Source organism: Devosia naphthalenivorans (genome assembly GCF_003056355.1).
Classification (GTDB): Bacteria; Pseudomonadota; Alphaproteobacteria; order Rhizobiales; family Devosiaceae; genus Devosia; species Devosia naphthalenivorans.
Window position 1 is genome coordinate 68,844 of sequence record NZ_PYVW01000005.1, and the last position, 15,955, is coordinate 84,798.

Annotated in this window: 12 protein-coding genes; 6 read left to right on the forward strand and 6 right to left on the reverse strand. The window is 63.2% G+C overall.

Features of this window, described 5'->3' with window-relative positions:
* Positions 1 to 154 precede the first annotated feature (154 nt).
* From C8264_RS09175 to C8264_RS09185, 3 genes are read left to right on the forward strand one after another with little or no spacing between them, the layout of a single operon-like run.
* Complete coding sequence (locus tag C8264_RS09175; RefSeq protein ID WP_162783537.1) at positions 155 to 625, forward strand: GbsR/MarR family transcriptional regulator; 471 nt, start codon at positions 155 to 157, stop codon at positions 623 to 625.
* Positions 622 to 1,818: an efflux RND transporter periplasmic adaptor subunit gene (locus tag C8264_RS09180; RefSeq protein WP_108460692.1), complete on the forward strand. Its 1,197-nt coding sequence runs from the start codon at positions 622 to 624 to the stop codon at positions 1,816 to 1,818. The genes C8264_RS09175 and C8264_RS09180 overlap by 4 nt, the downstream gene beginning before the upstream one ends.
* Before the next feature lie 3 nt (positions 1,819 to 1,821).
* Entirely contained in the window at positions 1,822 to 4,977 is a 3,156-nt protein-coding gene (locus C8264_RS09185; protein WP_108460693.1) for an efflux RND transporter permease subunit, read from the forward strand.
* 63 nt (positions 4,978 to 5,040) lie between these two features.
* Here C8264_RS09185 and C8264_RS09190 read toward each other — a convergent pair whose 3' ends face one another.
* Positions 5,041 to 5,298, reverse strand: coding sequence for a hypothetical protein (locus C8264_RS09190; RefSeq protein WP_162783538.1), 258 nt, complete (start codon positions 5,296 to 5,298; stop codon positions 5,041 to 5,043).
* 535 nt (positions 5,299 to 5,833) lie between these two features.
* Between C8264_RS09190 and C8264_RS09200 the strand changes: the two genes are divergently transcribed.
* A complete protein-coding gene (locus C8264_RS09200) occupies positions 5,834 to 8,347 on the forward strand; it encodes a membrane-bound PQQ-dependent dehydrogenase, glucose/quinate/shikimate family (RefSeq protein ID WP_108460696.1) in 2,514 nt (837 codons plus the stop codon).
* Between the two features lie 74 nt (positions 8,348 to 8,421).
* Here the strand turns inward: C8264_RS09200 and C8264_RS09205 are convergent, their stop codons facing one another.
* The 5 genes from C8264_RS09205 to coxB are packed head-to-tail and all read right to left on the reverse strand — an operon-like array spanning position 8,422 to position 13,802.
* A complete protein-coding gene (locus C8264_RS09205) occupies positions 8,422 to 9,408 on the reverse strand; it encodes a c-type cytochrome (RefSeq protein ID WP_108460697.1) in 987 nt (328 codons plus the stop codon).
* On the reverse strand, positions 9,405 to 10,025 hold the full coding sequence (locus C8264_RS09210; RefSeq protein ID WP_108460698.1) for a cytochrome c oxidase assembly protein: 621 nt from the start codon (positions 10,023 to 10,025) through the stop codon (positions 9,405 to 9,407). The genes C8264_RS09205 and C8264_RS09210 overlap by 4 nt, the downstream gene beginning before the upstream one ends.
* A complete protein-coding gene (locus C8264_RS09215) occupies positions 10,022 to 10,429 on the reverse strand; it encodes a hypothetical protein (protein ID WP_108460699.1) in 408 nt (135 codons plus the stop codon). Before C8264_RS09215 ends, C8264_RS09210 begins: the two co-directional genes overlap by 4 nt.
* Complete coding sequence (locus tag C8264_RS09220; protein WP_108460700.1) at positions 10,426 to 12,915, reverse strand: cbb3-type cytochrome c oxidase subunit I; 2,490 nt, start codon at positions 12,913 to 12,915, stop codon at positions 10,426 to 10,428. The genes C8264_RS09215 and C8264_RS09220 overlap by 4 nt, the downstream gene beginning before the upstream one ends.
* Entirely contained in the window at positions 12,912 to 13,802 is an 891-nt protein-coding gene (coxB, locus tag C8264_RS09225; RefSeq protein WP_245893009.1) for a cytochrome c oxidase subunit II, read from the reverse strand. The genes C8264_RS09220 and coxB overlap by 4 nt, the downstream gene beginning before the upstream one ends.
* A 159-nt stretch (positions 13,803 to 13,961) precedes the next feature.
* On the opposite strand from coxB, the gene C8264_RS09230 reads away from it, so the two are divergent.
* Positions 13,962 to 14,474 (forward strand): cytochrome b, encoded by a 513-nt coding sequence (locus C8264_RS09230; RefSeq protein WP_108460702.1) that lies wholly within the window; start codon positions 13,962 to 13,964, stop codon positions 14,472 to 14,474.
* 80 nt (positions 14,475 to 14,554) lie between these two features.
* Entirely contained in the window at positions 14,555 to 15,949 is a 1,395-nt protein-coding gene (locus C8264_RS09235) for an L-serine ammonia-lyase (protein WP_108460703.1), read from the forward strand.
* Positions 15,950 to 15,955: the final 6 nt, after the last annotated feature.

Below are 15,955 nucleotides of genomic sequence, written 5' to 3' on the forward strand. Positions count from 1 at the left end.
GGGGGTGCATGTTGCTCCCCGCCAATGCTTGCCTGTCATCGCCACGGGCATTCTTCTGATCCTCGTATCGGTACGGCCTGTTCACTGCTTCGTGGATTTACGCATCGTTATCGTTCAGTGTATACTGAACGTACTAATGGAAGGGTTGTGGCACGTGTCGGCTGTCGAGCGATTTATCGAAGAAATGGGATTGATCTCCCAGGAGGGCGGCGACGCCCGGATCGCTGGCCGCATCTTCGGGCTGCTGGTCGTGGAAGGCCGTGAGCTCAGCCTGCACCAGATCAGCGAGCGGCTGGGCGTGAGCCGCGCCAGCGTCAGCACCAATGCGCGGCGGCTTGCCCAGCGCGGCGTCGTCAGGCTGACCGCTCATGCGGGCGACCGGCAGGACTATTACGTGCTCAATAATTTCCCCAATGTGGACATGCTCGGCGATCTCGCGGATCGCCTTATCCGCAATGCCCGGGACATTCAGGCTTGCGTCGAGCCGATGCGTGCGGAAAATGAAGCGGCTGCGCGGCGGGTGGATGATCTCTCCGATGCTTTCGAGCAATCCGCCCAGATTCTCCAAGACTGGGCTATTGCCCTGCGCAATGGCGACAAGACCTTCCGAAAGGACCACCAATGACAGCGTCGCACCCCAAGCCGGAATGGGCCCAGAGCCGGCGCGAAAAGGCAAATGCCGAGCGCGTGGCCCAAGGCCTGAAGCCGAAGCGCCGGATTTTGCCCTGGGTGGTGCTGGCGGTTGTCGTCATTGGCATTGCGGGTTTTGTGTTCTTCCGCCCGGCACCGCCTCCTGTTCAGGAGGTCGTGGAGGAGACGCCTGTGACCAAGCAGATCCGTCAATCCGAGACGGCGACGATAGAAGCGGCGACGCTTAGCCAGACGGTCAAGGTCACGGGCACGCTGGTGCCCGGGCGCCAGTCCGAGGTCTCTGCGCAGGCTTCAGGCCGGGTGATAGCCGTGCTGAAGCGTCCTGGCGATGCGGTGCAGGACGGCGATGTTCTTGCCCAGATCGACCGCGCCACGCTTGAACTGCAGCTCAACCAGCAGCAGGCCACGGCTGAAGCAACCCGGGCACAATTGGTGTCCTCGCAACAACAGCTCGACCGCACCGAGGAACTGGCGCGGCAGGGGCTCGCCAGTCCGTCGACGCTGGAACAGGCGCGATCTGCGACTGCGGCATTGGCGGCCAATCTGGCAGCGCTGGAAACCGCCGTGCAAAGCGCCGAGCTTGCCCTGAGCAATGCGACAGTCAAGGCGCCGCTTTCGGGCGTGGTGTCGTCAAGGTCGGTCGAGCCGGGACAGACCATAGCCTCCGGTACGCCCCTGTTCACCATCGTCAATCTCGAAGAGATGGAGTTCCAGGCTGCGGCCTCGGTCAACACCAGTGCCATGGTCGATGCCGGGCAGACTGTGAGCGTCGACGTAACGGGCCTTGAGGGGCAAACCTTCAGCGGCGTCGTGACACGCGTCAATCCGGTGGCCGTCAGCGGCACGCGCACGGTTCCCATTTATATCGATCTGGAAAACACAGAGGGCAGTCTGCGCGGCGGCATGTTCGCGACCGGCAACATCACCGTGGTGGAAAAAGCCGAAGCCCACGCCGTTCCGGCTGCGGCGCTGCGGGAGGATGCGGAAGGGCAGTTTGTCCTCAAACTTGCCGATGGCACTCTGGTGCGCCAGGGCGTGGAAGTTGTGCAGGAGTGGGAGCGCGGACGCCTCGTGGAGGTTACCGGGCTTGCCAATGGCGACGTCGTGGTTGCCGCGCCACTCGATGATCTGGAAGCCGGCGCCGCCTATACGCTTGTGGAGGGCTGATCGATGTTTCTCACCCGCATCAGCGTAAATCATCCGGTCTTTGCCACCATGATCATGGTGGCGATCATGGTGTTCGGCGTCTACTCCTACCAGCGCCTGCCGATCGAGCAATTGCCCGACGTGGACTTCCCCGTCGTCGCCGTTGTCGTGAGTTACCCCGGCGCGTCGCCGGAAGCGGTGGAAACCGACATCATCGAGCCGCTCGAAGAAGCGGTCAACACCATTGCGGGGCTCGATACGATCCAGTCCACCGCGCAGGCCGGTCAGGCCATGGTGCTGATGATCTTCAATCTGGAAAGCGATTCCCAGCAGAAAGCCCAAGACGTTCGCGACAAGATCGACCCTATCGCGGCTACCCTGCCCGATGGCGCCGGTGATCCGCGGGTGCTGCGCTTCGACCCCAGCGCGCTCCCGGTGCTGTCGCTGGCGGTCAGCTCCGACTCGCTGTCGGAGCGCGAGCTCACGGCGCTGACCGAGGACGTCATCGCCAAGCGCATCTCCAACATCGAGGGCGTCGGCAGCGCCACCGTGGTGGGCGGGGTGCCGCGCCAGCTCAATATCCAGATCGATCCAGACCGGCTGGCCGCGTTCAACATCAGTCCGAGCGCGGTGGTGCAGGCACTCGAGGCTGCGAACCGCGATCTTGCCGCTGGAACCATCACCCAGGATAGCATCGTGCAATCGGTGCAGGTGCTCGGGCGGCTGGAGGACGAACAGGATTTCTATGACATAAGCGTCGGCAACCAGGGCGGACAGCCCGTTACGGTGCGCGATGTGGCGACAATCGTGGACGGAACGGGAGAGGCGCAGAGCCTTGCCATATTGAATGGCGAGCGCGCCATCGCCATCGATATTCTCAAGACCCAGGGCGCCAATACCGTTGGCGTCGCCGAGGAAGTCCGGACACTGATCGCCGACCTTCTGGCCAATGAGCTGCCGGAAGGGCAGGTCAATATCCAGGTGGTTGTCGACAACGCCGAGCCCGTCGAGGAGTCCTTCCACGCCGTGCAGAACATGCTCGTCGAGGGCGCTGTCCTGGCCGTCGTGATCGTCTTCCTGTTCCTCAATTCCTGGCGTTCCACCATCATCACGGGCCTGACCCTGCCGATCTCGATTATCGGCACCATGGTGGCGCTCAATGTGCTGGGCTTCACGCTCAACATGATGACGCTGCTGGCGCTGTCGCTGGCCGTCGGTATCCTGATCGACGACGCCATCGTGGTGCGTGAAAACATCACGCGGCACCTGCATATGGGCAAGTCGCACCGGCAGGCGGCGTTTGACGGCACCAACGAGATCGGCCTCGCCGTGATGGCGACCACGCTCTCCATTGTGGCGGTGTTCCTCCCCGTCGCCTTCATGGACGGCATTATGGGCCGCTTCTTCCTGCAGTTCGGCGTGACGGTTTCTGTTGCCGTGCTGATCTCGCTGTTCGTCGCCTTTACGCTCGATCCGATGATGTCGAGCGTCTGGTACGACCCGGCGTCGCACCCCGGCGCCAAGCGCGGGCCGATCGGCAGAGCGGTGCAGCAGTTCGACCGCTTCTTTGAGTGGGTTACCGGGGGCTATCGTGGGCTCATCCGTTTGGCCCTGAAATACCGCAAGAGCGTGTTGCTCGTCGCCCTGCTCTCCTTTGTGGGATCGTTCCTGCTGTTTCCGCGCGTCGGGGTGGAGTTCATCCCGGTTACCGACACGGGGATATTCACCGTGACGGTGGAAACCCCGGCGGGTTCATCCAAGGAGGCGACGGCCGCCAAGCTGCGCCAGGCAGAAACCGTGATCCGGGCATTCCCGGAGATCGCCCGCACATATTCAACCGTGGGCGGTGGCTTGGCCGCGTCCGGGGCCAATACCGGCACCATGACCGTCACCATGGTGGAGAAGGCGGAGCGCTCCATAACGCCCGAGCAAATCATGCCGCGCATACGCCACGCGCTGACGGCCGTACCCGGAGCAGAGTTCCAGGTGTCGGCGGCTTCGGGCATGGGTGGCAGCAGCGCGCCTGTTTCCGTCACGCTTTATGGCGATAATTTCGCCACGCTGGGCCGGCTCTCGGACCAGCTGGAAGCAGAGCTGGCGCAGATTCCTGGCTTGATAAACATCACTTCCAGTATCGACGCGGCCCAGCCAGTGATCGGCATCAGGGTCAATCGCGATCTGGCCAGCAATCTGGGCGTATCGATGGACCAGATTGCCGCGACGCTGGGGCCGCTGATCAGCGGCGAGGACGTTGCCGACTGGACGGCCCAAAATGGCGAGGTCTATTCGGTGGTCGTACGTCTGCCCGAAGAGCTTCGCAGCGATGTGGATGCCATCGGCAATTTGCCGATAGCGCAATCTGGCGCCACGGGATCGAGCGAGATGATCACCCTGCGCCAGGTTGCCGAAACGGTGCAAAGCACCGGCCCGGCGACGATCAACAGGCAGGACCTTCGGCGCGGGGTCACCGTGGAGGCCTATCTGGAAGGCGTGGAGCTGGGAACGGTGACGCCGCAACTGCAAGCGGCCGTCGACCGACTCGACTTCCCCACCGGCTATAGCAGCTCATTTGGCGGCGACGTCGAGCAAATCGGGGAAACCATGGGGGCGGTGGGTTCGGCCCTGCTGCTGGCCGTGATCTTCATCTACCTGGTTCTGGCCAGCCAGTTCGGCAGCTTCCTGCAGCCGATCGCGATCATGGGTTCGCTGCCGCTGGCCCTGATCGGGGTGATGGTGGGCCTGCTGGTGGGCGGATCGACGCTCAACATGTTCTCCGCCATCGGCTTCATCATGTTGATGGGCCTGGTGGTCAAGAACGCCATTCTGCTGGTCGATAATGCCAACCAGCACGTCAGGCAGGGCTGGAACCTTTATGAGGCTCTGGTCGAGGCGGGCGCGACGCGCTTCCGGCCGATCATCATGACCACGCTGGCGATGATCTTCGGCATGCTGCCGCTGGCGCTGAACCTGCATGAAGGCAGCGGGCAGAACGCGCCCATGGCGCATGCGGTGATTGGCGGGCTGATCAGCTCGACGGCGCTGACCTTGCTGGTGGTGCCGGTGCTGCTGACCTATATCGACAGCTTCAGCGCATTCACGCGGCGCTTCCTGCCCAAGGCCCCGGAGGACAGCGGCGAGCAGACAGGCGAAGAACAATCGGGTGCTCGCCTGGAGAGCTAGGTTGTGTGGGTGATGCCTTTTCCTTCTCCCCTCAGGGGAGAAGGGAAGGGAGCACCGAGCCGGTCAGGACGGTTGCATGAACTGAATACCTGCCAGGGCGCCTTGCTGCCAGACCAGGCGGCAAGGTTCGGCAGTGTGCCTGAACAACAGCACGAACTGCTCCGGCAATGCTGTTCGCTGCGACACCTCGACCATCGCGCCGGACTTAGACTGGTTGACCACCCAAACGGGCAGCCGGATCAGTCCATCTCCGGCAACAGCGGTGCCTTCGATGCGGATCGCTTCTCGCGCGTGCCGTCGACGCTCATCATGGGTGCTCATGGCCAATCGATACCGCCACGCGCTTAAGGACTCATAAAGCAAATCGCCGCAATTTTAACGATTGGCGCCTCGGTGGGGCAGGCGATGCCCGGGGATCAGGACCTGAGATAAATGGGATTGCCGATGGCGCGGCGGATCGACTGGTCGGCGATAGCTGGATACATGGTGCCGGCAGCGATCTGCACAAGCTGGGCCAGTGCCGCGCGATGCAACGCTTTAGTGACGGGTTCGAGGATATTACCCCCGAACGCCTCGCCTTGGGCGGGACCTTGCCATGGTGGCGGAGCATACCTGGAGCGTCGATCTCAAGACCTATCTGCGGGAAAGCCCGACTACGCGGCCGGCGTGCGCTTCAATCTCTACAGCAATAAATGGGGCACCAATTTCCCGATGTGGTGGGAAGGCAGCGTGATGTTCCGCTTCGTCGTGGAACTCGCTCGTTAGCCTCAGCGCTCCATACAATGAAGGCAGACTGGAACCCTCAGGCCGTTCGGTCGTTCCGCGCTGGTAACGATTTATCAGGGGGGCCTTCCACATGGCGCGATCGGTCGGGGGATTTGGTTATTGGGCCGTGGTGGCTCTGGCGGCGGTTCTGGTGCTGTTTGGCGTGCCGATCCTGGGGGGCGGCGTGTGGCTCATCACCCTGGGAGGGTCCTGGTATTATGCATTGGCGGGGATTGGCCTGCTGATCACGGCCTGGTTCCTGTTCAGGCACTCGATGCTGGCGGTGTGGGTTTATCTTCTCACCTTTGCCGGCACCCTGGCCTGGGCGCTGTGGGAGCGGGGCTTCAACGGTTGGGCGCAGGTCCCGAGGCTCGTGGCCCCGACAATCATCCTGATCCTGGTGCTGCTGGCCATTCCGGCATTGCGAGGTCGCTTTGCCGGCGGGCGAGCGGCGGTGGCAGCGGTGGCGGTGGGCGTTCTTGGCCTGGGTGTTTCGGGGCTCGCCCTCGTCTCGGTGCAGCAATCGCCATTGCTGGCGCAGGAAGCGGTACCTTCGGAAGCCGCACCTCCCGAAACAGTACCTCCCGAGGCCGCTCCTCCGGTGGCGCCGCCAGCGGCTCCCCCCGCGGCAGCGCCGGAGACACCTCCTGCAGTCGCCGAAAATGCCTCGCCAGAGCGGGTCGCCGAAGCCCAGATTGCCGTTGGCGCCGCCTGGCCCGCCTATGGTGGCACCTACGAAGCCGTCCGCTACTCGCCCCTATCGCAGATCACGCCGGACAATGTCGCCCGGCTCGAACGCGCATGGGAATACCACAGCGGCGACCTGCCGTCCGAGGCCGCCGAGGGCAAGTATTCGCCAGAAAACACGCCGCTCAAGGTGGGCGATAACCTCTTCATGTGCACGGCAAAAGGCATTGGTGTTGCCATTGACGCAATGAGCGGCGGCGAAGAATGGCGCTTCGATCCGGTGGTGTCAGATGATGCCATCCCCTATGGCGCTACCTGCCGCGGCGTCGCCTATTATCAGGTGCCCGATGCACCTGCGGACGAGGCATGTGCCACCCGCATACTCTGGGGTACGCTCGATGCGCGCCTGATCGCCGTTGACGCCGAAACCGGGCAGCCCTGTGCCGAGTTCGGCAATAATGGCGAGGTGGACATGGAGCAGGGCATCGGTGAGACAGTGCCGGGCTGGTACGCCGTCACCTCCGCGCCGACCATAGTTCGCGGCGTCGCCGTCATGGGCGCCCAGGTCAAGGATGGCCAGGCCGAAGATGCACCCTCCGGCGTTGTGCGTGGCTACGATGCCGTAACGGGCGAACTCGCCTGGGCGTGGGACCTCGGCAATCCGGGGAACCGCGGCGCGCCGCCGGAAGGCGAAGTCTATACTCGCGGCACACCCAATATGTGGACCACCGCAGCAGGGGACGAGGAACTCGGCCTGGTTTACCTGCCGCTGGGCAATTCATCGGTCGACTATTACGGCTCGAACCGCAGCGAGCTCGAAAACCAATACGCCACCTCGCTGGTTGCGGTGGACGTCACTACTGGCGAGGATGTCTGGCACTTCCAGACCGTACACAACGACGTCTGGGATTATGATCTTGGCTCGCAGCCGACGCTGATCGACTTTCTGGGTCCCGATGGAACCGTTCCGGCGCTCGTGCTGGCTTCCAAGCAGGGCGATATCTACATTCTCGATCGCGCCACCGGCGAGCCGCTGGTGCCGGTAGAGGAGCGTCCTGCGCCCACAGGCGGCGTCGAGCCTGAATATCTCTCACCCACCCAGCCCTATTCCGGCTATCACACCCTGGCTTTTCCCGACCTGACCGAAGCCGATATGTGGGGCATGACGCCGCTCGACCAGCTTTGGTGCCGTATCGAGTTCAAGCGCTCGCATTACGAGGGCATGTACACGGCGCCAACGAGCGACCGGCACTGGATTCAGTATCCCGGCTATAATGGCGGCAATGACTGGGGCTCCATCGCCATTGATGCCGAGCGCGGGCTAATCATCGCCAATTACAACGACATGCCAAACCACAATCGCCTGGTTCCGCGCGAGGAAGCCGATGCAGCTGGGCTCGTGCCGATCACCGACCCGGGCGCTGGACAGGGCGAGGGCCCTCTGGGCGAAGCCGGACCACAGATGGGTGCGCCCTTTGCCATCGACGTCAATGCCGGCTGGCGCGTGCCGTATACGGGCCTGCTCTGCAAGGAGCCTCCCTATGGCGGCATCCGTGCCATCGATCTTGCGACCGGCGAGACGGTTTGGGATCGTCCCTTCGGCACGGCGCGCAAGAATGGTCCGTTCGGCATCCCTTCTATGTTGCCCATCGACATCGGGACGCCTAATAATGGCGGTCCGGTGATCACGGCGGGTGGCCTGATCTTTATTGCTGCCACCACGGACGATCTGCTGCATGCCATCGACATCGAAACGGGCGAAACCCTGTGGACGGATGCCCTGCCGGGTGGCGGGCAGACCAATCCCATCATGTATGAGGCAGACGGGCGGCAATTCCTGGTCATCGCGCCGGGTGGGCACCATTTCATGGAAACCCCGATCAGCGACGCGGTTATCGCCTATGCTCTTCCCCGGTAATCGGGGGAGAGGTTAGCCGCGTCGTCATTCCCGCGAACGCGGGAATGACGCGGTGAAATTGAACCAAAGTCGTCTTACTCTCCGTACCACTCTGCGACGGCGTGCATGTCTTCTTCGGACAGATTGCCGATGGCATGGGCCATGATGTTGGCGTAGGGGCCGCCGCGCTCGATGCCCAGCTCGGCAAAGAGCTTGAGTTGTCGCAGCAGATAGGTGGTGTCCTGGCCGGCCAGTCGAGGGTAATGGGGATTGCCGGTTTCGCCATGACATGAATCGCAGGCGGCGACGTCAGCCTGGGGGATACCCGTTCTTGCGATCTCGGCGCCGCGAGTTGCGCCATCCGGTTCGAACTTTGTCGAGCGCCCGAATTTCGTAGCGAGTTCGGCAATCGCCGTTTCATCCAACTGGGCTGCAACGGCCTTCATGGTGCCGCTCTCGCGCGTGCCGTCGCGGAATGCCCGCAGCGCTGCTGCGATATATTGCGGGTCCTGGATGTCGAGGCGCGGCTGACCCGCAACGCCGCCTTCGCCATTCTCGCCATGGCAATCGGTGCAACGCGCCGCGCCGGCCATGGCCCGGTATTGGCTTGCGTCCATCTCGGCCATGACCCCGAGGAAAGCGACCATGTCCCAGACTTCGTCATCCCTTACGTCGCTGGGCCAGCCAGGCATGGCGGTACGGCGGATGCCGTGGCGGACTGTCCAGAACAGCCGCGCATCGGGGCGCCAGCGCTCCATCTGCTGCATCAGCAAGGGTGGCTGTGGGGACAGTTCCTGTGCCAACCGCTCCGGCGGCCCGGCGGGACTGCCATGGCAGGTCGCACAGACCAGTTCGTAATGACCCGAAGCGCGCTGAACCATGGCCGGATCGTCAAGCGGCGGCACGGTGAGATCGAAGCTGCGCAGGGCGATCGACTGGCGGGACGCCAGGCGAAAATAGAGATCGGTTAGATCTGATTGCGCCGGGTCAGCGGAGAAATTGAGCAGGCCCGAAATCGGCAAGATGGCGAGGCCCAGCACGCCTCCGACCGCACCGATGATAAAGGGGCGCAGCTTGGTCAAGGCGTCACCTCCCGGCGGAGGGCACGGGCTACCAGCGTCAATCCGCCTGCCAGATAGATCACGCCACCGATGGCGAGCATGATGACTCCGCCCAATTGCTGGTCGGCCAGAGGCGGGAGACCGGCCAGGCCATGGTGGGAATGATCGAACATCGTTCGCGGGGCCAATCCCAGCAGCGCCCCCAGCAAGGTCATGTGCATGGACGTAAAGAACAGCGTCAGCGCGCCGGAAAGGGCGGCCTGGGTGCGGGTTTGTTCGGTGCCGGCCAGCGCGAGGACCCACACCAGCAAGGATACAACGGCGAAACTGGCCTGCTCGACGGCCAATACCGCGGGGTTGCTGCGGGCGGCATCGTGTAGGGCAGGCGCATGCCAGCCCCAGACGACAACGAAATCGATCAGGCTGACCGCAATGGGCAACATCAGCTGCGAGCGCGGCAAGCGATCGGCTACCAGCGGCGCCAGCCCGATTGCCACCAATGGAACCCCGATGCCGACCACGCTCATGTGCAGCATCATGTGCGCGGCAAAGCTCGCCGGCACCAGAGAGGGCAGTGGCCCGGCCCAGGCGATGAGCAGCACCAGCAGGCCGCAAATGAGCACACCCCGGCTGCTCATCGGCAGTTCACCAGATAGAGCATCGGAATGGCGACATAGATCACCGCAACTGCCGACAACACGCAGAGCATCAGCGCGACATGGCTGAGGAAGCGATGCCGCTCCTCGGGCGTATTGTGCTCGAACTCGAAGTCGTTGTCGGTCAGGCTGCGGCCGCGCACGCGCCAAAGGTGGACGGTGGAAAGGGCGATCAGCGCCAGAGCGAATACGGTGGCGATGATGATGGCGATCCGTGCGTCGTCCAGTGGTGCATCGCGGCCCAGCTTCTCGCAGTAGATGGCGCCGTAGATGTAGCAAAACAGGAAATGCAGCGCCCAGACGATCGGCGCCGCGATGACGCGCCACAAATCGGTGCCGTGACCGGTTTCGCGCTCGACTTCGTCATGGGCTCGGTTTGCGTTCATTGCACCAGCGGGAAGCCTCCAATTACCAGAGCAGTCAGCAGGCCGCAGAATCCGGTGAAGTGCCAGTAGAGGGTGACGTTCCACAGATCGGCATCATGCTCGGGCGTGAGCTTGCGGAAGCGGGAGCGGGCGATGCAGTAGGCCTGCATGATCATGCCCGCCGCCAGATGCAGCACGATCCACACCACCAGTGCCCAGACGATTGCCGGATAGGTGTGCTCGGTCGGATCAAGCCCGTTAGTCCAGGGCCCCGCCATCAGCGCCAGGCCGGATGCTGCGGCTGCCACCAGCCCCAAGGCCAGCAGCACTTGCGCAAGTCCCGGCCTGCCGCGGGCATTAATCAGGCGCGCGCCCAGCGTCAACGCCCAGGTAAGCAGCGTCAGCAGCGCTGCAACAGCCGGCCATTGCCAGCCGGGACCCTCGATATGGGCGGGCGGAAATTCCTCATGCACGGTCCAGAAAAAGAAATAGCCGAACAGCAAGGACAGATAGGCCGTCAGATCACCCGTCATGGTGATGAACATGGCCCACCATCCCGTCGAGCGGACGCCGGCCACGTAGAGCGGCATCTGCCGTCCGTCGCCGACATCCTTGGTGGGTTTTTCTGGAATGACGGCGGTTCCGGTCCAGAGCCACCACAGCACGGCCACGAGGAACACGATCCCCCCGGCAAGCGTCAGCCACCAGAGCTTCCAGGTGGCGAAGATGAAGACCGCGCCCAGTCCGAACGCTGAGATCATCGGCAACCAGCTCGGGCCGGCGACGCGCAGGATCTGCAGGGGCTTCGCATCGAGGACCGAGGTCACCAGCGTTTCGCGCTTGCCCTCTTCGGCGCTGGGCAACAGGCCCCGGCCCTGGTCGATGGTCTCCAGCAGGGTCTTGTCGTCCCACAAGGGATAGCGGCTATTAATTTGGGGAATAGAGCGCATGCCCCAATTATCGGCCGGCACACGCCCCGCCCATTCCAGGGTCCCCGCGTTCCAGACGTTGCGGGTGGCGTCCTTGTCCCGGCCTTTGGGGCGCACGCAATCCCACACCATTACCAAAAAACCGGCGGCAAAGATGAAGGCGCCAATGGTCGAAACCATGTTGAGCAGGTCCCAGCCGCGATCGGCGTCATAGGTGAAGACGCGGCGCGGCATGCCCAGCATTCCGGTGAAGTGCATGGGCAGGAAACCGATGTTGAAGCCGCCGAACATCAACCAGAACGACCAGATCCCCAGGCGCCACGAAAGCACCTTGGCGGTGACGAAGGGATAATAATATTGCACCCCCGCCATCACCGGAAACAGCATGCCCCCGATCAGCGTGTAGTGCAGGTGCGCCACGATGAAGTGGGTATCGTGGACCTGGAAATCGAATGGTGCGACGGCGATCATTACGCCGGTGAGGCCACCCACGATAAAGGTCGCCAATGCGCCCAGGCAGAACAGCATGGGCACGCTGCGCACCACATTGCCCATCATGACGGTGGCGATGAAGACAAAGATCTGGATGCCGGTGGGAATGGCGACGGCTTCTGACGCTGCCGAGAAAAAGCCCAGCGAAATCGCGGGCAGGCCAGTGGTGAACATATGGTGCACCCAGAGCCCGAAGCTGAGGAACCCGGTGCCCAGCGCCGAAAGAACGATCCAGGAATAGCCGGCGATCGGGCGCTGGGTGAAGGTCGGCACGATCATCGCCAGCAGCGCGATGGCGGGCAGGAAGATGATGTAGACTTCCGGATGCCCGAAAATCCAGAACAGGTGCTGCCAGAGCAGCGGGTCGCCACCGCGCGACACGTCGAAGAATGGCCAGTCAAAGGCGCGTTCGAGCTCGAACAGGTAGTCGCCAGCAATCAGGGGCGGAAAGGCAAAGAGGATCATGGCGCCCACGATCAGCACATACCAGCCATAGAGCGGGGTGAGATTGATGTGCATGCCCGGCGCCCGGCATTTGAGCACGCCTACGATCAACTCCACCGCCGCGGCGATGGAGGCGACCTCGATGAAGGAGAGGCCAAGGAGCCAGATGTCGGCGCCGATGCCGCTCTGTTCGGTCGACAGCGGGGGGTACATGAACCAGCCGGCATCGGGCGCGGAGTCGAAAAAAATCGAGCCGCAGACGAAGACACCACCGATCAGGAAACACCAGTAGCCGAACGAGGACAGCCGGGGAAACGGCAGGTCCCGCGCCCCCAGCATGGCGGGCAGGATCAGGATGGCGACGGCCTCGAAGATCGGAACCGCGAACAGGAACATCATCACCGTGCCGTGCAGGGTGAAGACTTGGTTGTAGAGGTTGGCGGATAGCAGGGTGTTTTCCGGAACCGCCAGCTGCAGCCGGATCAGCAAGGCCAATGCGCCGCCAAACAGCATGAAGGCGAAGGCGGTGGAGATGTACCAGACGCCAATCGTCGAGTTGTTGACGTCGGAGAAATAGCGCCAGCCTTTGGGTGGCTCCCAGACCTTGGCGAGTTGCCGTTCCTCGGCGCTTTTGTAGATCATTGCAGCCCCAGCAGAAATTGGACGATGGCGTCGCGTTGTTCGTCATCGAGTGCGGCGAAGTCGGGCATGCGGGCACCCGGTTTGATATGGGAGGGCGCGGCGATCCAATCCTCGAGTGCTTGGCGGGTCATCGGCATTGTGCCCGCTGCCAGCGTCCGGCGACGGGCAAGGTGGGTCAGGTCCGGCCCGACTGATCCCGCTTCGCTGACGCCGCGCACCGTGTGGCAGCCGCCGCAGCCGGCGGCGATGAAGGCCTCGCTGCCGGCGGGGTTGGCGGGCAGGGCTTCGGCCTCCAGCCAGCTCTGGAAATCGGCAACCGGATGGACGATGGCAGGAAAGGCCATGAAGGCATGGGATGGTCCGCAAAATTCGGCGCAAACACCGCGATAAACGCCCGCCTTGGTTGGCTTGAGCCGCAGCACATTGGTGCGTCCGGGGATAAGGTCCATCTTGCCGCCCAGGGCGGGGATCCAGAAGGAGTGGATGACGTCGGTGCTGTCGAGCACGAATTCCACATTCGCACCGACGGGCAAATGAAGTTCGTTGGCGGTTTCGATACGCTCGCCGGAAGGGCCCTTATAGGCGAAGCGCCACCAGAATTGCTCGCCGGTAACATGGACGCGCATGTCGGGCTCATCCCCGCCTGCCCAATTGGGCAGCAGTGCGAGGCCAAACACCAATAGCGCCGCGAGCGTAACGGTGGGAAAGGCTACGCCGCCAAAGAAAATGAAGCGATCGGCAAAGCGCTCGCTGCGGGGACGTTTCTTGCCGAGAACAGCATAGATTGCCGCTCCCATCACAACGCACCAGATGACGACGCCAGCGGCAGCCATGACCCAGAACAGGGTTGCCAGACCCTCGGCCTGCTCGCCGGCAGGATGCAGCATGCTTTGCTCGCCATTGCAGGCCGCGAGCAGCACCGCACTCGACGCGAGCAGCATCAGGCGTAAGATGGTTTTTGGTTGCTTGCCCCTGTCTCGCCTCATTGCCCCCCACAGCTTCGAGATAGTTCGGGAACGCGGAGCGGCCGCTGGAGTTCCTGCCTCATGCGTCCTGCGACACGAGATCACACATCAGCGCCCTCCGGCTACTCCAATCTGCAGATCGTTTTGCATTGGACGATTGCGGCGCTGATCATTTTTCAATTGCTGGTCAACAAGGACATGCAGGCAGCCTTCAATGACCGGCTGGAGGGGCGTCCGACGGAAGAGTTCGGTGCTGCTGTCCTGCATATCGCCGTAGGGTCGACAATTTTGCTGCTGGCGATAGTTCGCCTGTTCATCCGGCGGACCCGCGGCGTACCGGCTGCTCATCCCGACAATCCTGCCCTCGTCAACTGGCTGGGCCAGGCGACGCATTTTCTGCTCTACGGTTTTCTCTTCCTCATGCCGGTGACTGGCCTTGTCGCGTGGTTCGGCGGGGTGGAACTCTCCGCCGAGTTGCACGAGCTTGGGCGGCTGGTGCTGATCCCGGCCATCGGCCTGCATGCCCTGGGCGGGCTTGCCGAGCATTTCGTTTTCCGCAACGACTCCCTTCGGCGCATGCTGACCTTCAAGTAATCAGCCGCTGGTGGAGGCGGGCTCGACTTCCCCGCCGATCTTGCGCACACTCCGGGGCCAAGGTGCGAAGCAGGACGGGCATGTTCTTATCCATATTCGACGTCTTCAAGATCGGCATCGGACCGTCAAGCTCGCACACTATGGGCCCCATGAGTGCAGCGCGGCGGTTCCTCGATGAATTGCAGAGTGGCGACCGTCCGCGCGCCGTCAATGCGCGACCAGCCTCCCTGACCGCGAGCCTGCATGGCTCGCTCGCCTTTACCGGGGTGGGACATGGCAGCGGCCGCGCCGTGATCCTGGGGCTGTGCGGGGAAGACCCCAAGACCATCGATCCCGATACGATGGATGCGAAAGTTGCGGCCGTTGAAAGCCATGGCCGAGTGCAGCCACCCGGCCATCCCACCTATCGGTTCCGCCCGGCGGTCGATCTGGTGTTCGACAAGCGCAACGTCTTGCCGGGGCATCCCAATGGCCTGCAGTTCGCCGCCTTCGATGATGATGGGCAGCTCTTGTTGCGCCGGGTTTACTACTCGGTCGGCGGCGGTTTCGTGGTGAGTGCCGAGGAGCTTGAGACGCTCAAGCAGGCGCAGCCCGAGCAGACCGATACGCCCTATCCCTTTGCACACGCCCGCGACATGCTGGCCATGGCTGCCGCTTCGGGCCTGTCCATTGCGGCGATGAAGCGGGCCAATGAGGAAACCCAGCGTTCCCCGCTCGCCCTTGATCGGGGAATCGATGAAATCTGGGGCGCGATGAGCGGGTGCATCGAGCGGGGCATCGCCCAGGAGGGCATCATGCCCGGTGGGCTCAACGTCAAGCGCCGGGCGCGGAGCATTTTCGTCCAGCTCGATGCGCAATGGCAGCGCAATGAAATTACGCCGCTGATGGCCAATGACTGGCTCAGCCTGTTCGCCATGGCGGTGAACGAGGAGAACGCTGCGGGCGGGCGCGTGGTCACCGCGCCGACCAATGGCGCTGCGGGCGTGATCCCTGCGGTGCTGCGGTATTTTCTCAAGTTTAACGCGGGAGCCAGCAGCCGTGACATCCGGGATTATCTGCTGACCGCGGCCGCTATCGGCGGCATCATCAAGCACAATGCCTCGATCTCGGGCGCCGAAGTGGGCTGCCAAGGCGAGGTGGGTTCCGCCTCGGCCATGGCCGCCGCTGGTCTTTGCGCCATTATGGGTGGCACGCCGCTGCAAGTGGAGAACGCTGCCGAGATTGCACTCGAGCATCATCTGGGCATGACGTGCGATCCCGTTGCCGGCCTTGTCCAGATCCCCTGCATCGAGCGCAACGCCTTTGGGGCGGTCAAAGCCGTCACTGCTGCTTCCCTGGCCCTCAAGGGCGACGGCACGCATGCCGTTCCCCTGGATGCCTGCATCGAGACGATGCGCCAGACCGGTCTCGACATGAGCGAACGCTACAAGGAAACCAGTCTGGCGGGCCTCGCCGTCAACGTGGTGGCGTGCTGAGAAACG

Bases quoted from the DNA above. Each gene is read 5' to 3' on its own strand.
- C8264_RS09235 (WP_108460703.1), top strand. From the start codon at position 14,555: ATGTTCTTATCCATATTCGACGTCTTCAAGATCGGCATCGGACCGTCA.
- C8264_RS09230 (WP_108460702.1), top strand. From the start codon at position 13,962: ATGCGTCCTGCGACACGAGATCACACATCAGCGCCCTCCGGCTACTCC.
- C8264_RS09200 (WP_108460696.1), top strand. From the start codon at position 5,834: ATGGCGCGATCGGTCGGGGGATTTGGTTATTGGGCCGTGGTGGCTCTG.
- C8264_RS09180 (WP_108460692.1), top strand. From the start codon at position 622: ATGACAGCGTCGCACCCCAAGCCGGAATGGGCCCAGAGCCGGCGCGAA.
- coxB (WP_245893009.1), bottom strand. From the start codon at position 13,802: ATGCTGCATCCTGCCGGCGAGCAGGCCGAGGGTCTGGCAACCCTGTTC.
- C8264_RS09185 (WP_108460693.1), top strand. From the start codon at position 1,822: ATGTTTCTCACCCGCATCAGCGTAAATCATCCGGTCTTTGCCACCATG.
- C8264_RS09220 (WP_108460700.1), bottom strand. From the start codon at position 12,915: ATGATCTACAAAAGCGCCGAGGAACGGCAACTCGCCAAGGTCTGGGAG.
- C8264_RS09190 (WP_162783538.1), bottom strand. From the start codon at position 5,298: ATGAGCACCCATGATGAGCGTCGACGGCACGCGCGAGAAGCGATCCGC.
- C8264_RS09210 (WP_108460698.1), bottom strand. From the start codon at position 10,025: ATGAGCAGCCGGGGTGTGCTCATTTGCGGCCTGCTGGTGCTGCTCATC.
- C8264_RS09215 (WP_108460699.1), bottom strand. From the start codon at position 10,429: ATGAACGCAAACCGAGCCCATGACGAAGTCGAGCGCGAAACCGGTCAC.